Here is a 16127-nt window from a genome sequence, read left to right on the forward strand (position 1 = left end):
AGTGTCGTCGAGGCGCATGTCAGGCCGGACGCCGCTGTGCGAGCTCGTCGGCCGCCGTCGCAGACGGAGCCGCCGCACCGCCGATGCCGAGCTTCTGCTTGATCTGCGTCTCGATCGTCTCTGCGATGTCGGGGTTCTTGAGCAGGAAGTTGCGCGCGTTCTCCTTGCCCTGGCCGAGCTGGTCGCCGTCGTAGGTGTACCAGGCGCCGGACTTCTTCACGATGCCGTGGTCGACGCCGAAGTCGATGAGGCTGCCCTCGCGGGAGATGCCGACGCCGTAGAGGATGTCGAACTCGGCCTGCTTGAACGGCGGAGCCATCTTGTTCTTCACGACCTTGACCCTGGTGCGGTTTCCGACCGCCTCCGTGCCGTCCTTCAGCGTCTCGATCCGACGGATGTCGAGGCGGACCGACGCGTAGAACTTCAGCGCCTTACCACCGGCGGTGGTCTCCGGCGAGCCGAAGAACACACCGATCTTCTCGCGCAGCTGGTTGATGAAGATCATCGTGGTGTTGGTCTGGTTCAGACCACCCGTGAGCTTGCGCAGCGCCTGCGACATCAGTCGCGCCTGCAGGCCGACGTGCGAGTCGCCCATCTCGCCCTCGATCTCCGCACGCGGCACGAGAGCGGCCACGGAGTCGATCACGATGAGGTCGATGGCACCGGAGCGCACGAGCATGTCGGCGATCTCGAGCGCCTGCTCACCGGTGTCGGGCTGGGAGACGAGCAGCGCGTCGATGTCGACGCCGAGCTTCTTGGCGTACTCGGGGTCGAGGGCGTGCTCCGCGTCGACGAAGGCGGCGATGCCGCCGGCGCGCTGCGCATTGGCGATCGCGTGCAGGGTCAGCGTGGTCTTACCCGAGGACTCCGGACCGTAGATCTCGACGATGCGGCCGCGCGGCAGGCCTCCGACGCCGAGCGCGACGTCGAGCGCGATGGAACCGGTGGGGATGACAGCGACAGGAGCACGCTCATCGCTGCCCAGGCGCATGACCGAGCCCTTTCCGAACTGCTTGTCGATCTGGGCGAGTGCGGTCTCAAGGGACTTCTCGCGGTCTGCGGGAGAGGGCATGACGTGCTCCTTCGTGCTCGTGAACTGCCGCCTGTAGGCTGTCGCGGCTGCCCCGGCTGGGGCGAGCTCTCCGACAAGGCGTATGACCTCGTGGTCATATCGAACACGCTAGGCGGAGCCTCCGACATTCAGCCGGCGTTCCCGTAAGTCGTGCAGATCCCGATCACGAAATCATCTGTGCAGGACGATACGCGCATCTCGAACATGTCTTCGACGACACGCCGAGAAGACCGAGGAACGGATCGAACACCGCGCGCCCGGATCCGACCGCGTTCAGCGCCGCCGAGGCTCCAGCCGGCCCGCGCCGTACCGGTGCGACTCCGGGACGTCCATCTCGGAGCACAGCGCCAGCCAGACGTCCCGCGGAGGCACACCGGCCTCCATCGCCTGCGCGGCCGTGCGCCCGCCGACGGCGCTCAGAACGAGGTCCGCCACCAGGGAACCGCCACGCGATCCGAACTCCGCATCGACCGCACGGAGGAACTCGCTGCGCCGCATCCCGTCAGCGCAGCGACAGCTCGGACTCGACCGAGGCCACGAGCTCGTCGGGAACGACGTCAGGGATGACCTGCATGCCCTCGAGCACGGCGATCCGATCGCCGACCTCGCGCATGATGGTGGAGATGGGCACGTCGAGTGCTTCGGCGACCGACGCGAGGATCTCGCTGGACGCTTCCTTCTGCCCGCGCTCGACCTCGCTGAGGTACCCGAGTGCGACAGACGCTTTGCCGGCGACCTGGCGGAGTGTGCGGCCCTTCTGCAGACGGAAGTCCCGCAGCACGTCACCGATCTCCTGTCGTACGAGAATCATCGGGACCTCCTCTCCCCCATCCCCCGGCCCCAAGCGCCGGATCGGATGGTCAGTCTAACCCGACCTGTCGGGATCGACACTAGTATTTCGTCCTGTGCATTGAATGTGAGCACACTCGACTCAACTTCGTCGATGAGCACTCTATTCCCGGTCGTCCCGCCCGGGCGCGCCGGCATCGATCTCCCGGCCCGTCACCGTCTCGAAGAGCAGCGCGAGAGCCGCCCGAAGCGCGGCTGCGCGGATCGCGGAACGATCGCCGTCGAACAGGAACGCCCGGCTGATCGTGCGCTCGGCGACGCTCACTCCGACGTGCACCGTGCCGACAGGCTGCCCGCCCTGCGGGGTGGGACCGGCGACACCGGTCGTTGCGACGCCGACGTCGGCCGGGCGCCCGTCCACGGCCAGCGCCGAGCGGACTCCCGCGGCCATCTGCTGTGCGACTTCCGCATCGACGGGCCCGTGCGACGCGAGCCGGAGCGGATCCACGCCCAGCAGCGAGGACTTGATCGGCGTCGCGTAGGCGACCACGGCGCCGTTGAGCACGTCCGAAGCGCCGGGGATCTCCACGAGCGCCGCGGAGAGCGCCCCTCCGGTGAGCGACTCGGCGACGGCCAGCGTCATCCCGCGCTCGCGCAGCGCATCGAGCACGGCGGCCGCGGTGCGAGACGAGTCCGCGGACATCAGGACGCTGCGCCGCGATCCGCGCGGGAGCCTCGCACCTGCGCCACGATGTAGTCGATGCCGCTCAGGATCGTCAGGATGAGCGCGATCACCATCAGCACCGTGGTCGTGATCGACCACACCGGCATCCCGATCCAGACGTGCAGCGGCAGCAGCGCCCAGGACAGCGCCACGGCCTGCACGGTCGTCTTGATCTTGCCCATCCACGCCGCAGCGACGACGTGCTCCTTGACGATCATGAAGCGGTGCACCGTGATGCCCCACTCGCGCACGAGGATGACGAGCACCAGCCACCACCACACCTCGCCGAGGATCGCGAGGCCGATGAAGCCCGCTCCGGTGAGCAGTTTGTCGGCGATCGGATCCCAGAGCTTGCCGAAGTCGCTGACCAGGTCGTACTTGCGGGCGAGATAGCCGTCCACCCAGTCGGTGGAGATCGCCAGGATGAACAACCCCGCGGCGACCCAGCGCAGCGCGGGCTGCGCCATGCCGTTCGCACCCCCCATGAGCAGGAGCACGAAGAAGACGACGGCGAGAGGGATGCGGGCGATCGTGATCGCGTTCGGCAGCTGACGCGGAATGGCCATCAGTCGCGCCCCGTCAGGCCCCAGGCGTCCTCATCGGACTCCGCGTCGACCTCGGGGAGGCCGCGGTACTGCGCTTCGAGCGGATCCTCGCTGTAGCGGTCATCGGCCCCACCGTAGGACGGTGCGGGCACAGGGTCGGCGGGACGCGGCGGCACTGCGGCCGCCGGCATGGACGCGGGAGCCGCCGGTGCGGCAGGAGCGCTCGGGGCCGAGGCCGCGCGCGCAGAGGGCGGATCCTCGCCGCGCAGCTTGGCCAGCACTCCGGCCAGCTGCTCGGGCGTGACCAGCACGTCGCGCGCCTTGGACCCCTCGGACGGGCCGACGATCTCGCGGGACTCGAGCAGATCCATGAGCCGCCCGGCCTTGGCGAAGCCGACGCGCAGCTTGCGCTGCAGCATCGACGTGGAGCCGAACTGCGACGAGACGATGAGCTCGGCGGCGGCGAGGAGCAGCTCGAGGTCGTCGCCGATGTCCTCGTCGACCTCCTTCTTCTTGCCCTCGACCGCTTCTGCCACATCGGGCCGGTACTCCGGACGCGCCTGACCCGTGACGTGCTTGACGACCGCTTCGATCTCGCTCTCGTCGACCCACGCGCCCTGCAGGCGGAAGGGCTTGGAGGATCCCATCGGGGAGAACAGCGCGTCGCCCTGCCCGATCAGCTTGTCGGCGCCGGGGCTGTCCAGGATCACGCGGCTGTCGGTGACGCTGGTCACGGCGAAGGCGAGGCGTGACGGCACGTTGGCTTTGATGAGGCCGGTCACGACGTCGACGCTGGGTCGCTGGGTCGCGAGCACGAGGTGGATGCCGCTCGCGCGGGCGAGCTGCGTGATACGGACGATCGAGTCCTCCACATCGCGCGGAGCGACCATCATGAGGTCCGCGAGCTCGTCGACCACCACGAGCAGGTAGGGGTAGGGCTTGAGCACGCGCTCACTGCCGGCAGGCAGCACGACCTCGCCGGCGCGCACGGCACGGTTGAAGTCATCGATGTGGCGGAAGCCGAACGACGCGAGGTCGTCGTACCGCATGTCCATCTCCTTCACGACCCACTGCAGCGCCTCTGCGGCCTTCTTGGCGTTCGTGATGATGGGCGTGATGAGGTGCGGTACGCCGGCGTAGCTGGTGAGCTCCACGCGCTTCGGGTCGATCAGCACCATGCGCACGTCCGCGGGGCGGGCGCGCATGAGAAGGCTCGTGATCATCGAGTTCACGAAGCTCGACTTGCCGGATCCGGTCGATCCCGCCACCAGGAGGTGCGGCATCTTGGCGAGGTTGGCGAGGACGAAGTTGCCGCCGACATCCTTGCCGACGCCGATCGTCAGCGGATGCGTGCTCTTCTGCGCCGCAGCGGAGCGGAGCACATCGCCGAGCGCGACGGTCTCGCGGTCGGCGTTCGGGATCTCGATGCCGATCGCGCTCTTGCCCGGGATCGGCGAGAGGATCCGCACGTCGTTCGACGCGACCGCATAGGCGAAGTTGTTGCTCAGCTGCAGGATCTTCTCGACCTTGACGCCGTGACCGACCTCGACCTCGTACTGGGTCACTGTCGGGCCGCGCGAGAAGCCGGTCACCTTCGCATCGACGTTGAACTGGGTGAGAACGTTCGTGATCTGCTCGACCACGCGATCGTTCGCCTCGGAGCGGGCGACCGAGGGCGGCCCCGCCTTGAGCGCACCCGGCGACGGGAGGATGTACGGTGCGGCCGGCGCCTGCGGGCCGCGCTCGCCGGGCCCATCGGTGCCGAAGCCGTCAAATCCGGCCAGCTCGAGCTCGCCGGTATCGCCGTCGTCCAGCAGCGCGGTGCTCTGCTGCTCGGCGAGGGAGTCCGCGACGGCGCGCACGTCGGTGAGCACCTCGGTGGCGGCGTCGTAAGGATCCTCGTCCTTGATGACGGCCTGGTCGTACGCGGTCGCCTGCGCCACCGTGGGGGTGTCGTCCTGCGCCGTGAGCAGCTCGGTGAGGTCCTGCGAGCCGATCCCGTCGTCCGGATCCTCTTCGCGTCCTGTCTTGTTGCGCCGCCACCAGGGCAGCACATCCGGGTCGTCGACCTTGTCGGCCTCGTCGACCGTTGCGGCTTCCTCGGCGGGGGCCGCCTTCGGCGTGCGCTCCGCGTCGAACATCCACGCGTACAGGTCGCCCAGGCGCTGGCCGATGCGGTTCGGCGGCGTCTTGGTGAGGATCAGCACGCTGAGCGCCGCGAGCAGCGACAGCACGATGTAGGCCGGGACCGAGGTCAGGTAGCTGAGGGGCTGGCCCAGCAGCCAGCCGAAGAGGCCGCCGGCGGCGCTGAGCGCCACCATCCCCTGCTTCGGCTGCGGCATCCCGCCTGCGACGTGGCAGAAGCCCGCGAGGGTGACCACGAACAGCCCGAATCCGATCCCGATCCGTCCGTTGTCGTGCACGGAGGAGGGGTGACGGAACAACCACCCGGCCAGGAGCAGCAGCAGCACCGGCATGATGAACGCGGCGCGGCCGATCAGCGCGCCCACGGAGTAGGCGCTGATGTTCGTCGCGACCGTGTTGCCGATGAAGAACCACTCGTTCACGGCACCCGCGACGGCGAGCAGCACGAGGAGGAACGGGAAGCCGTCGCGGCGCTGATCCTTCTCCAGCGTCTCCAGGCCGAAGGCGCGGAAGAGCCCGCCCACGCCGTGCGCGAGGCCCGTCCAGGCGCGCGCGATCACCGGCGGCTTGTCGGGCTCGTCGACGTACTTCCTCGGGGCGGGCGCGGCTTTGGTCGAACTGCGCGGCTTCGCCCCGGACGTGGAGCGACTGCGCGTCGAGGGTTTCTCGGCCGCGCTCTTGGTCGCATTCGAACTCCTGGGCATGCCCCCACGCTACGGCCGGACGCCGACAAAGGCCCGCAATGACGCGGCTTTCCGCGGAATTGCGGCCTCAGCGGGACTCAGGAGACCGGTCGCTCATGCCTCGATGACGAGCGGGACGATCATCGGGCGGCGACGCAGCTTCTGGTTCACCCATCGGCCGATCGTGCGACGGACGATCTGCGAAAGCGCGTGGCTGTCGCGCACCCCGTTTCCGGCCGCCTCCTTGAGCGCCGCGACGATCTTCGGCGCCACGTCGTCGAAGACGGAGTCGTCCTCCGCGACGCCGCGGGCGTGGATCTCCGGGCCGGAGATGATGCGACCGGTCGTGGAGTCGACCACGACGATGATGGACACGAAGCCCTCCTCGCCGAGGATGCGTCGGTCCTTCAGGTCCGCATCGGTGATCTCGCCGACCGTGGAGCCGTCGACGTACACGAAGCCGATGTCGAGCTGCCCCGCGACGCGGGCGACGCCGTCCTTGAGGTCGATCACGGTGCCGTTGGAGCCGAGGATCGTGCGCTCCTCGGGAATTCCGGTGTCCTGGGCGAGCTTGGCGTTCGCCATGAGGTGACGGTACTCGCCGTGCACGGGGAGGACGTTCTTCGGCTTCAGGATGTTGTAGCAGTACAGCAGCTCTCCGGCCGCGGCGTGGCCCGAGACGTGCACCCGCGCGTTCGCCTTGTGCACGACGTTCGCGCCGAGCTTCGTCAGCCCGTCGATCACGCGGTACACGGCGTTCTCGTTGCCGGGGATGAGGCTCGACGCCAGGATCACTGTGTCGCCAGGGCCCGGCTCGATCGCGTGGTCGAGGTTGGCCATGCGGCTGAGGACGGCCATCGGCTCGCCCTGGGATCCGGTCGACATGTAGACGATCTGGTCCTCAGGGAGGTCGCGCGCCTTCTTGTAGTCGATGAGCACGCCGTCCGGCACCTTGAGGTAGCCGAGCTGCTCCGCGATCGTCATGTTGCGGACCATGCTGCGTCCGAGGAACGCCACCCGGCGGCCGTGCGCGTGCGCGGCGTCGATGACCTGCTGCACGCGGTGCACGTGGCTGGAGAAGCTCGCGACGATGACACGACGCGGCGCCTTGCCGATGACCTGATCGAGCACAGGGCCGATCGAGCGCTCGGTCGGCGTGAACCCGGGCACGTCGGCGTTGGTCGAGTCGACGAGGAACAGGTCGACGCCCTCCTCGCCGAGGCGCGAGAACGCGCGGAGGTCCGTGATGCGACCGTCCAGAGGCAGCTGGTCCATCTTGAAGTCGCCGGTCGCGAGCACCAGGCCCGCGGGGGTGCGGATCGCGACGGCCAGTGCGTCGGGGATGGAGTGGTTGACCGCGACGAACTCGAGGTCGAACGGCCCGACCTTCTCCTGCTGACCCTCCTTCACCGTGAGGGTGAAGGGCTTGATCCGGTGCTCCTTGAGCTTGGCCTCGACGAGCGCGAGGGTGAGCCCGGATCCGATCAGCGGGATGTCTCCCTTGAGCCGCAGCAGGTAGGGCACGGCGCCGATGTGATCTTCGTGGCCGTGCGTGAGCACGACGCCGACGATGTCGTCGAGGCGGTCCTTGATGGGCTCGAAGTCGGGCAGGATCAGGTCGACGCCGGGCTGGTGCTCCTCCGGGAAGAGCACGCCGCAGTCGACGACCAGGAGCTTGCCGTCGTACTCGAAGACGGTCATGTTGCGGCCGACCTCCCCGAGCCCGCCCAAGGGCGTGACGCGGAGGGTGCCGGGCGCGAGCGCTTCGGGATCGGCGAGGGGAATGTTCATGTGGTGCCTCCTAGGCGGGACGCGCTGCGCGTCCGAGGTTCTTGTCTCCCCTGCCGACCGGGACCGCATCCGTCTGCGCGTTCCGCGCGGATCCGTCCTGTTCGGGTGCGATGCCCATCGGCCGCGCCCTCATCGGGTCGTGCCGTGCACCTTGGGGAGCGCGCCGCCGGCGGCGGCATTGCGGTCGGGGCGGAAGTCGGAGAAGTCCGCGCCCGGGATGTCCTTGACGAGCGCGAGCTCGTCCTCGATGAGGGCGGCCTCCCACTCCTCCGGCCCCACCAGGGGCAGGCGGACGCGGGGGCTGGTGATGCGGCCGAGGCCGTGCAGGATGTACTTCGCCGACACCGTGCCAGGCACGTGCGTCATCGCGGCGCGGACGAGCGGCTCGAGGCGTTTGTGCTCGGCGGTGGCGGCGGCAAGGTCACCGCGGTTCACCGCGTCGACGATCGCGCGGTACGGCGCCGAGGTGATGTTCGCCGTGACGCCGATGAGCCCGGTCGCCCCGATCGAGAGGTGCGGGAGCACGTTCGAGTCGTCGCCGGAGAAGTACATCAGGTCGGTCTGGTTGAGCACCCGGCTGACCTCGGAGAAGTCGCCCTTGGCGTCCTTCACCGCGAGGATGTTCGGGTGCTTGGCGAGACGCAGGATCGTCTCGTACTTGATCGGCACGCCGGTGCGACCGGGGATGTCGTAGAGGATCACCGGCAGATCGGTGGCGTCGGCGACGAGGCGGAAGTGCGTGAGGATGCCCGCCTGGGTGGGCTTGTTGTAGTACGGCGTGACGATCATGATGCCGTCGGCGCCGGCCTTCTCGCTGGCCTTGTACAACTCGATCGCGTGCGCGGTCTCGTTGGATCCGCCGCCCGTGATGATCTTCGCGCGACCCGCGGCGACGTCCTTGCCGACCTCGACGAGGCGCAGCTTCTCGGCGTCGGTGAGGGTCGAGGTCTCCCCCGTCGTCCCTGTGACGACGATGCCGTCGGCACCGTCCGAGATGACACGGTCGATGTGCTTCTCGACGGAAGGCCAGTCGACCTCGCCGTCGGCCGTCATCGGGGTGATGAGGGCGACGAGCACCTGTCCGAAGGGATTGCCCGTGTGCGTCATGGGTCCAGCGTAATGGACCCGGCGATGCTCACGCTGTCGGCGTGACGCGGATGACGTCGCCGCGGGCCAGATCCGCACTGGGCTTCAGGAGCAGACCGGCGGCGATGCCCACCGGCGCCTCACTGGCCTTCTTGCGGAACATCTCGATGCCGGTGATCGTGCTGACACCGGTCTGGGTGGCTCCGCGGAGCACCACCACGCGGTCACCGACGCGCATCGTGCCCGTCGTGGTCCTGCCCGTCGCAACCTGGCCGCGCCCGGTGATCGTGAAGACGTCCTCCACGACGAACTCGGAGGTCCCGATGCCGGTCGAGACCGTGCTCGCGGCCGAGGCGATGCCCGTGCTCGGAGCGATCCCGGCGGCGGCCAGCCGCTCGGCCTCCTGCGCGTTGTACTGCCGGAGCAGCTCGTTCGCGTCCTGCGGATCCTTCTTCTTCCCGAACCAGCCCATGCGTTCGAGCCTAGAGGGGGCGGCCGGTTAGGCTCGCGCACATGGCCTGGCAGACGCGGGACTCGCGCATCGTCTACGACAACCGCTGGATCTCGGTGCGGGAGGATCAGGTCTCCGGACCGGCCGGCGACGGGATCTACGGCGTGGTGACCCTGAAGAACCCCGCGGTGTTCGTGGTGGCTCTGGACGAGCAGGACCGCGTGTGCCTCGTCACGATCGACCGCTACACGACCGGACGCTCGGTCGAGGTGCCCGCCGGAGGCTCGGACGGGGAGGATCCGCTCCTCGCCGCGCGTCGCGAGCTCCGCGAGGAGACAGGGCTCGAGGCGGACGAGTGGACGCCGATCGGCACGATGAACGCCCTCAACGGCGTGACCGTGGCGCCGGAGCACGTCTTCCTCGCCCGAGGCCTGCGCGAGGCCGCAGACAGTGCGCACACGCAAGCCGAGGAGGGCATCGACGAGATGGCGTGGGTGCCTTTCGCCGAGGCGCTCGCGATGATCGCCGACGGGCGGATCCGCGACGGAGAGACGATCGCCGCTCTCGCCTACGCCGGCATCCGGCTGGGCCGGTTCGCCTGAACCGCGTACTGCCTCCCCCGCCGCGCGCCCTACATGCGGCCGCGGCGGGCGATGCGCGTGGTGAGCGCGCGCGGCACCAGGCGCGAACCGGCGACGACCGCCTTGTAGCGCAGCGACGGGATCACGACCGACCTGCCCCGGGCGGCGGCGCGCAGGCCCTGGCGCACGACGAAGGGCGCGTCCAGCCACAGGAACCGCGGCACGCCCTCCTGGCCCGCTCCGAGCCCCATCCGCGAATGGAAGGTGGTGTGCACGAATCCGGGGCAGAGCGCGGTGACCGTGACGCCGTCGACGGCGTACTCGCCGTTCGCCCAGCGGCTGAAGCCGATGAGCCACGCCTTGCAGGCGGAGTACGTGGACCGCGAGATGAAGCCGGCCACCGAGGCGACGTTGATGATCCGTCCTCCGCGTCCGCGCATGGCCCCGAGCGCGGCGTGCATGAGCCGCATCGGCGCCTCGACGTGCACGCGCAGGTGGCGCACCTCGTCCGCGATCTCGTTGTCGGCGAAGTGCAACGGCAGCCCGAACCCGGCATTGTTCACGAGCAGGTCGATCGGGTGCCCGGCATCGGCGATCCGCTGCGCCACGCGGTCGACGTGCTGCTCCTCGGCGAGGTCGGCGACGAGCACCTCCACCGCGACGCCGTGACTCGCGCGGAGCTCCGCGGCGAGCGCCTGCAGCGCGTCCTCCGAACGGGCGACCAGCACGAGGTCCGCCCCGCGGTCGGCGAGCTGACGGGCGAACTCGGCGCCGAGGCCTGCACTGGCGCCGGTGATGAGAGCGGTGGGCATACGGATCCTCCTGTCGGGAGCGGGCGATGCGGTCAGCGCTGGTAGCCGAGGAAGCGGAAGCGGATCCCGGTCCTGCTGGTCTGCCATTCCCCCTGCGAGACGAGCCGGAAGCCCTCGCGCGACGGGGCGAAGGCGTCGCCCGGAACGTCCAGGTCGAGCTCGGTCACCTCCAGGCGCTCAGCGTCGCCGATCACCTCGCGGAAGATCTCTCCCCCGCCGATCACCCATGCCTCGTCGAGGCCTTCGAGCGCATCGGTGATCGATCCCGCGGTCCGCGTGCCTTCGGCGGACCAGCCGGGCTGTCGCGTGATGACGATGTTGTCGCGCCCTGGTAGCGGCCTGAACCGCTCGGGGAGCGATTCCCAGGTGCGTCGCCCCATGAGCACGGGCGCACCCAGGGTGACCTCTTTGAAGTGCGCGAGGTCCTCCGGCACGTGCCAGGGCATCGTTCCGCCGGCGCCGATCACGCCGCCGTGCGCCTCGGCCCACACCAGCCCGATCCGCGTCATACGGCGACCGCCGCCCGGATGGCCGGGTGGTGCTGGTAGTCCTCGACCGCGAAGTCCTCGTAGGCGTAGTCGAAGATCGACTCCGGCTTCCGCGTGATCCGCAGGGTCGGGTACGGGTACGGCTCGCGCGTGAGCTGCTCCCGCACCTGCTCGAGGTGGTTGTCGTAGATGTGGCAGTCGCCGCCCGTCCACACGAAGTCGCCGGGCTCGAGGCCGGTCTGCTGCGCCACCATCAGGGTGAGCAGCGCGTAGGACGCGATGTTGAACGGCACGCCGAGGAACAGGTCGGCGCTGCGCTGGTAGAGCTGGCACGACAGCTTGCCGTCGGCCACATAGAACTGGAAGAGCGCGTGGCAGGGGGCGAGCGCCATGTTCGGGATGTCGGCCGGGTTCCATGCGGACACGATGATGCGGCGCGAATCCGGCGAGTTGCGGATCTGGTCGATCACCTGCTGCAGCTGGTCGATGTGGCCGCCGTCGGGCGTGGGCCAGGAGCGCCACTGCACTCCGTAGACCGGGCCGAGGTCGCCGTCGGCATCCGCCCACTCGTCCCAGATGGTGACGCCGTTCTCCTGCAGCCACCGCACGTTGGAGTCGCCGCGCAGGAACCAGAGCAGCTCGTACGCGATGGACTTGAAGTGCACGCGCTTGGTCGTGATGAGCGGGAAGCCCTGAGACAGGTCGAAGCGGATCTGCCGGCCGAACACGCTGGTCGTCCCCGTGCCGGTGCGATCGTCCTTGTGCGTGCCGCTCGCCAGCACGTCGCGGAGCAGGTCTTCGTACGGCGTGGGGATCGCGGCGCTCATGCGTTTCAGCGTACCGGGGGCGACCGACGCGCGGGCCCTTCGACAGACTCAGGGACCGATACGCACCGGGATCGCGCCCTGACTCGAACCGTCATATCCGCCCGCTCCCCCGCGGGCGGACGTAGCCTCGGACCATGTCCCTGCCGATCGCCGTCACCGTGGTCGCCGCGCTCCTCGCCGCGACCGTGCTCGTGGGCGTGCTGCTGCGGCGCAGGGACGGCCGCGCGGTGACCGTGCACGGCGACCGGCACGTGGATCCCGCCGACCTCATGCGACCGCTGGGAGCGCACGCGACCCTGGTGCAGTTCAGCACCGAGTTCTGCGCGCGCTGCCCGCAGGTGCGGCGCATGCTCGGATCCGTCGCCGCCGAGCGCACGGGTGTCGTGCACGCCGAGGTCGACCTCACCTCCCGCGCCGACCTCGCCGCGAGGTACAAGGTGCTCTCCACGCCGACGACGCTGATCGTCGATCCCGAGGGCCGGATCCGCTCCCGCTTCACCGGCGTCCCCACCAGGGCCGCCGTGCTCTCGGCGCTCGATGTCGCCGACCACATCCAGGAGGCCACCGCATGACCGCTCCCGCCGGCATCGATCCCCGCGGCCCGCGTTTCGCGGCGTGGATCACCTCCGCCCTGCTCCTCGTGGCCACCGTGCTCGGGCTGGTGGCCGGGTCGTCGCCGACCTCGATCTCCTTCGGCTGGTTCGCGTATCAGCCGCTCGCGGACGCCACCTACATATCCGGCGACTTCGCCTTCATCGCCGGACGCCCGTTCTGGCTCCAGATCCTGCTGCTCCGTGCCGCTCAGCCCGCGTTCATCCTCACGTTCGTGATCGCGCTGCTCTTCCTCTGGGGCGTGCTCTCGCCGCGCACCCAGCCGTGGAGCCTGCTGTTCCGCACCCTCGTGCGCCCGCGGCTCGCGCCGCCCCGCGAGCTGGAGGACCCGCGTCCGCCGCGCTTCGCCCAGGGCGTCGGGCTGCTCGTCGTGACCGTCGGACTCGTCCTGCATCTGCTCGGCGTGCCGTGGGCGCTGCCGATCGCGACCGCGATGGCGTTCGTCGCCGCCTTCCTGAACGCCGCGTTCGGGCTGTGCCTGGGCTGCCAGCTGTATCTGCTGCTGCAACGTGCCGGGATCCTGGGACGGGCCCCGCGACTTCCCTGAGAAGTACGGATCCGTCCCAGTCCGGTCGCTAGGCTGGCACCCTCACCCATCCCGATCGGAGGACCCCCATGTCCGTCACGAGCGAAGCCGCTGCCACCTGGACCGGAAGTCTCATCGAGGGCGAGGGATCCGTCTCCCTCTCCTCCTCCCGCCTGGGCACGTTCCCCCTGAACTGGAAGGCGCGGTCGGAGGGGTCCGACACCACGACCACGCCCGAGGAGCTCATCGCCGCTGCGCACTCGTCGTGCTTCAGCATGGCGCTCTCGCACGCGCTGGCCGGCAACGGCACCCCCGCGGAGCGCGTCGACACGACCGCGTCGGTCACGTTCAAGCCGGGCGTCGGCATCACCGGCAGCCACCTCAACGTGAACGCCTCGGTTCCGGGCCTCGACGCCGAGACCTTCCAACGCCTCGCGCAGGAGGCCAAGGTCGGCTGCCCGGTCTCCGCCGCGCTCTCCGGCATCGAGATCACGCTCGAGGCGACTCTGGCCTGACGCTCATCGTCTCGCCGAACGGCCGTGTCCCCCGGGGATGCGGCCGTTCGCATATCCGGCCGCGCCCGGGGGCGCACCAGGGCTACTTGGCCAGGCGGATCGCGGCACGGATCGCCGCCCGCGCATCCTTGCGGTGCCCCGCCGCGTCGTGCACCACGCCCAGGCGGTACTGCGCGCGCCAGTCCTCAGGTTCCGCGGCCGCGGCCGATCCGTACTCGGTCACAAGCCGAGCGGCGTCCTCGGGCAGCAGCCGACCGTTCGCACGCAGGTTCTCCGGCGCCTCGGGCATCCCGCCCTCGTCGTTCAGAGTGCGGCCGAGGCGATCCGCGGCGAAGCCGAACTGCAGCTCGCGCACGAGCGCCCAGGCGCCGATCAGCGGCATCACGAGCAGAGCGATGCCCATCGTGATCCCGAGCGCCTGTCCCGAGCCGAGCAGCACCACCGCTCGCCAGCCGACGAGCGCGATGTACAGCACGAGAAGCGCGGCCATGACGACGACGCCGATGCGGGAACCCATCCCTCCATCCTAGATCGGCGCACTCGGCAGGACCCGCGACGGCAGGCGTCCGTCGCCGTCCCGGAAAGCGTGCGACAGCGGGACGACAGTGCTCCGACAGCGGGGCGGCGGATGCTCTGAGCATGACGAATCCCACCACCGACTGGGCCCTCGAGGCCGACGGACTCGTGAAGGTGTTCGGTGAGAACCGCGCGGTCGACGGCGTCGACCTGCGCGTGCGCACCGGCACCGTCTACGGCGTCCTCGGCCCGAACGGCGCCGGTAAGACCACCACCATCAACATGCTCGCGACCCTCATGCGCCCCGACGGCGGATCCGGTCGCGTCTTCGGCCATGACGTCGTGCGCGAGGCGCACGTCGTGCGCCAGCTCATCGGCGTCACGGGGCAGTTCGCCTCGGTCGATGAGACCCTGTCCGCCACCGAGAACCTCATGATCTTCGCCCGGCTGCTGGGCCTCGGCCGCAGCGAAGCGAAGGCGAAGTCCGCCGATCTCCTGGAGCGCTTCGGCCTCACCGAGGCCGCGCGTCGTCCGCTGAAGCAGTTCTCCGGCGGCATGCGTCGACGGCTCGACCTGGCCGCGTCCCTGCTCGCGCAGCCCCCGCTGATCTTCCTCGACGAGCCCACCACCGGACTGGATCCGCGCACCCGCGGCCAGATGTGGGACACGATCCGCGAGCTCGTGCACACAGGCTCCACCGTGCTCCTCACGACGCAGTACCTCGATGAGGCCGATCAGCTGGCCGACCGCATCGCCGTGATCGACCACGGCAGGGTCGTGGCGGAGGGCACCCCGGACGACCTCAAGGCGTCCGTCGGCACCTCGTCGCTGCAGCTGCGGGTGCGCGACGCCGCCGACACGGCCGACGCGTTGCTCGCGATCGAGCAGACGCTCGGCGTCCGCGGCGTCCTCTCTCCCGAGGCATCCCGGATCACGGCTCCCCTCGCGGATCCGGATCGGGTCGCCGAGCTGCTGATCACGCTCCGAGAGGCCGGCATCGGCCTCTCGGAGGTGAGCGTGCAGAAGCCCACGCTCGACGAGGTGTTCCTCACCCTCACCGGCCACCCGGCCGACGAGGAATCCTCAGACGACTCCACCACCGCACAGATCCAGGAGGTCAGCGCATGACCACCCTCGCCCCCACCGCCGGGCGCATCGTCCCGGCCGCCGAGCGCCGGCTGAGCCCGCGCGCGAGCCTGTCCCTGACGCTGCGCAACACCCTCACGATGGCGGCGCGCGGTCTCATCAAGATCCGGCGCACGCCGGAGCAGCTCGTCGACGTGACGGTGCAGCCGATCCTGTTCACCCTGATGTTCACCTACATCTTCGGCGGCGCGATCTCCGGAAACGTCACGAACTACCTGCCCGTCATCATCCCCGGCATCCTCGTGCAGACGGTCATCACCACCTCGGTCGTGACCGGCGTGCAGCTGCGCGAGGACATGGACAAGGGCGTGTTCGACCGGTTCCGCTCGCTGCCGATCGCGCGCATCGCCCCGCTGTCCGGCGCGCTCCTCGCAGACACGATCCGCTACGGCATCGCGACCGTGCTCACCTTCGCGATGGGCTTCGTGATGGGCTTCCGCCCTGCGGGCGGGCTCGGCGCCGTGATCGGCGCGGGCCTCCTCGTGATCGTGTGCTCCTGGGCGATCAGCTGGATCTTCGCCTTCGCCGGCGTGATCGCGCGGACCGCGTCGAGCGTGCAGGGGATCTCGATGATGATCCTCTTCCCGCTCACCTTCCTGTCCAACGCATTCGTCCCGGTGAACACGATGCCGGGCTGGCTGCAGTGGTTCGTGAACGTGAATCCGGTCTCGCATCTGGTGACGGCCGTGCGCGACCTCGCCAACCTCGGCACCTTCGGCGTCGACGCCTGGGTCTCGTTGCTCGGCGCCGCCGTGATCGTGGCGGTCTTCGCCCCGCTCACCGTGCGCGCGTACATGCGCAAGGCCTGAACCGTCCGG

19 protein-coding genes are annotated in these 16127 nt (G+C 69.6%); 6 read left to right on the top strand and 13 right to left on the bottom strand.

Translation table 11 applies throughout. The features are described from left to right. Positions 1 to 19 precede the first annotated feature (19 nt). The 9 genes from recA to RS86_RS18655 all read right to left on the bottom strand — a co-directional run bounded on the left by recA (position 20) and on the right by RS86_RS18655 (position 9307). Entirely contained in the window at positions 20 to 1072 is a 1053-nt protein-coding gene (recA, locus tag RS86_RS18615; protein ID WP_045273772.1) for a recombinase RecA, read from the bottom strand. 273 nt (positions 1073 to 1345) lie between these two features. Continuing rightward, the gene (locus RS86_RS18620) at positions 1346 to 1570 is read right to left on the bottom strand and encodes a DUF3046 domain-containing protein (RefSeq protein WP_045273773.1); all 225 of its coding nucleotides are present in this window, start codon (positions 1568 to 1570) and stop codon (positions 1346 to 1348) included. Between the two features lie 4 nt (positions 1571 to 1574). Beyond that, a complete protein-coding gene (locus RS86_RS18625; RefSeq protein ID WP_045273774.1) occupies positions 1575 to 1883 on the bottom strand; it encodes a helix-turn-helix domain-containing protein in 309 nt (102 codons plus the stop codon). 141 nt (positions 1884 to 2024) lie between these two features. Then, the gene (locus RS86_RS18630; protein ID WP_052680385.1) at positions 2025 to 2564 is read right to left on the bottom strand and encodes a CinA family protein; all 540 of its coding nucleotides are present in this window, start codon (positions 2562 to 2564) and stop codon (positions 2025 to 2027) included. Further along, a complete protein-coding gene (gene pgsA / locus RS86_RS18635; protein WP_045273775.1) occupies positions 2564 to 3151 on the bottom strand; it encodes a CDP-diacylglycerol--glycerol-3-phosphate 3-phosphatidyltransferase in 588 nt (195 codons plus the stop codon). Before pgsA ends, RS86_RS18630 begins: the two co-directional genes overlap by 1 nt. Then, on the bottom strand, positions 3151 to 5979 hold the full coding sequence (locus RS86_RS18640) for a DNA translocase FtsK (RefSeq protein ID WP_045273776.1): 2829 nt from the start codon (positions 5977 to 5979) through the stop codon (positions 3151 to 3153). The genes pgsA and RS86_RS18640 overlap by 1 nt, the downstream gene beginning before the upstream one ends. A gap of 93 nt (positions 5980 to 6072) precedes the next feature. Further along, positions 6073 to 7749, bottom strand: a complete 1677-nt coding sequence (locus RS86_RS18645) for a ribonuclease J (RefSeq protein ID WP_045273777.1) — start codon at positions 7747 to 7749, stop codon at positions 6073 to 6075. Positions 7750 to 7878: 129 nt separating this feature from the next. Then, on the bottom strand, positions 7879 to 8856 hold the full coding sequence (gene dapA / locus RS86_RS18650; RefSeq protein ID WP_045273778.1) for a 4-hydroxy-tetrahydrodipicolinate synthase: 978 nt from the start codon (positions 8854 to 8856) through the stop codon (positions 7879 to 7881). Between the two features lie 28 nt (positions 8857 to 8884). Continuing rightward, on the bottom strand, positions 8885 to 9307 hold the full coding sequence (locus RS86_RS18655) for an EF-Tu/IF-2/RF-3 family GTPase (RefSeq protein ID WP_045273779.1): 423 nt from the start codon (positions 9305 to 9307) through the stop codon (positions 8885 to 8887). Between the two features lie 41 nt (positions 9308 to 9348). Here RS86_RS18655 and RS86_RS18660 point away from each other — a divergent pair, with 41 nt between their 5' ends. Then, positions 9349 to 9888 carry an NUDIX domain-containing protein gene (locus tag RS86_RS18660; protein ID WP_045273780.1) on the top strand — a complete coding sequence of 180 codons (540 nt, stop codon included), beginning with the start codon at positions 9349 to 9351 and terminating at the stop codon, positions 9886 to 9888. Positions 9889 to 9917: 29 nt separating this feature from the next. Here RS86_RS18660 and RS86_RS18665 read toward each other — a convergent pair whose 3' ends face one another. From RS86_RS18665 to RS86_RS18675, 3 genes are read right to left on the bottom strand one after another with little or no spacing between them, the layout of a single operon-like run. Then, the gene (locus tag RS86_RS18665) at positions 9918 to 10679 is read right to left on the bottom strand and encodes an SDR family NAD(P)-dependent oxidoreductase (RefSeq protein ID WP_045273781.1); all 762 of its coding nucleotides are present in this window, start codon (positions 10677 to 10679) and stop codon (positions 9918 to 9920) included. A gap of 32 nt (positions 10680 to 10711) precedes the next feature. Continuing rightward, entirely contained in the window at positions 10712 to 11188 is a 477-nt protein-coding gene (locus RS86_RS18670; RefSeq protein WP_045273782.1) for a dihydrofolate reductase, read from the bottom strand. Beyond that, entirely contained in the window at positions 11185 to 11994 is an 810-nt protein-coding gene (locus RS86_RS18675) for a thymidylate synthase (protein ID WP_045273783.1), read from the bottom strand. The genes RS86_RS18670 and RS86_RS18675 overlap by 4 nt, the downstream gene beginning before the upstream one ends. 134 nt (positions 11995 to 12128) lie before the next feature. On the opposite strand from RS86_RS18675, the gene RS86_RS18680 reads away from it, so the two are divergent. The 3 genes from RS86_RS18680 to RS86_RS18690 all read left to right on the top strand — a co-directional run bounded on the left by RS86_RS18680 (position 12129) and on the right by RS86_RS18690 (position 13647). After that, complete coding sequence (locus RS86_RS18680; protein ID WP_045273784.1) at positions 12129 to 12566, top strand: thioredoxin family protein; 438 nt, start codon at positions 12129 to 12131, stop codon at positions 12564 to 12566. Beyond that, a complete protein-coding gene (locus RS86_RS18685; protein ID WP_045273785.1) occupies positions 12563 to 13153 on the top strand; it encodes a DUF4395 domain-containing protein in 591 nt (196 codons plus the stop codon). The genes RS86_RS18680 and RS86_RS18685 overlap by 4 nt, the downstream gene beginning before the upstream one ends. Before the next feature lie 68 nt (positions 13154 to 13221). Next, entirely contained in the window at positions 13222 to 13647 is a 426-nt protein-coding gene (locus tag RS86_RS18690) for an OsmC family peroxiredoxin (RefSeq protein ID WP_045273786.1), read from the top strand. 82 nt (positions 13648 to 13729) lie between these two features. Here the strand turns inward: RS86_RS18690 and RS86_RS18695 are convergent, their stop codons facing one another. Beyond that, positions 13730 to 14164 (bottom strand): hypothetical protein, encoded by a 435-nt coding sequence (locus RS86_RS18695; RefSeq protein WP_045273787.1) that lies wholly within the window; start codon positions 14162 to 14164, stop codon positions 13730 to 13732. A gap of 122 nt (positions 14165 to 14286) precedes the next feature. Between RS86_RS18695 and RS86_RS18700 the strand changes: the two genes are divergently transcribed. Together RS86_RS18700 and RS86_RS18705 are read left to right on the top strand one after the other, a co-directional pair. After that, positions 14287 to 15291: a daunorubicin resistance protein DrrA family ABC transporter ATP-binding protein gene (locus tag RS86_RS18700; protein ID WP_045273788.1), complete on the top strand. Its 1005-nt coding sequence runs from the start codon at positions 14287 to 14289 to the stop codon at positions 15289 to 15291. Then, positions 15288 to 16118 carry an ABC transporter permease gene (locus RS86_RS18705; RefSeq protein ID WP_045273789.1) on the top strand — a complete coding sequence of 277 codons (831 nt, stop codon included), beginning with the start codon at positions 15288 to 15290 and terminating at the stop codon, positions 16116 to 16118. Before RS86_RS18700 ends, RS86_RS18705 begins: the two co-directional genes overlap by 4 nt. The last annotated feature ends 9 nt before the right edge of the window (positions 16119 to 16127 follow it).

Source organism: Microbacterium azadirachtae (assembly GCF_000956505.1).
In the GTDB taxonomy this organism is placed as follows: Bacteria; Actinomycetota; Actinomycetes; order Actinomycetales; family Microbacteriaceae; genus Microbacterium; species Microbacterium azadirachtae_A.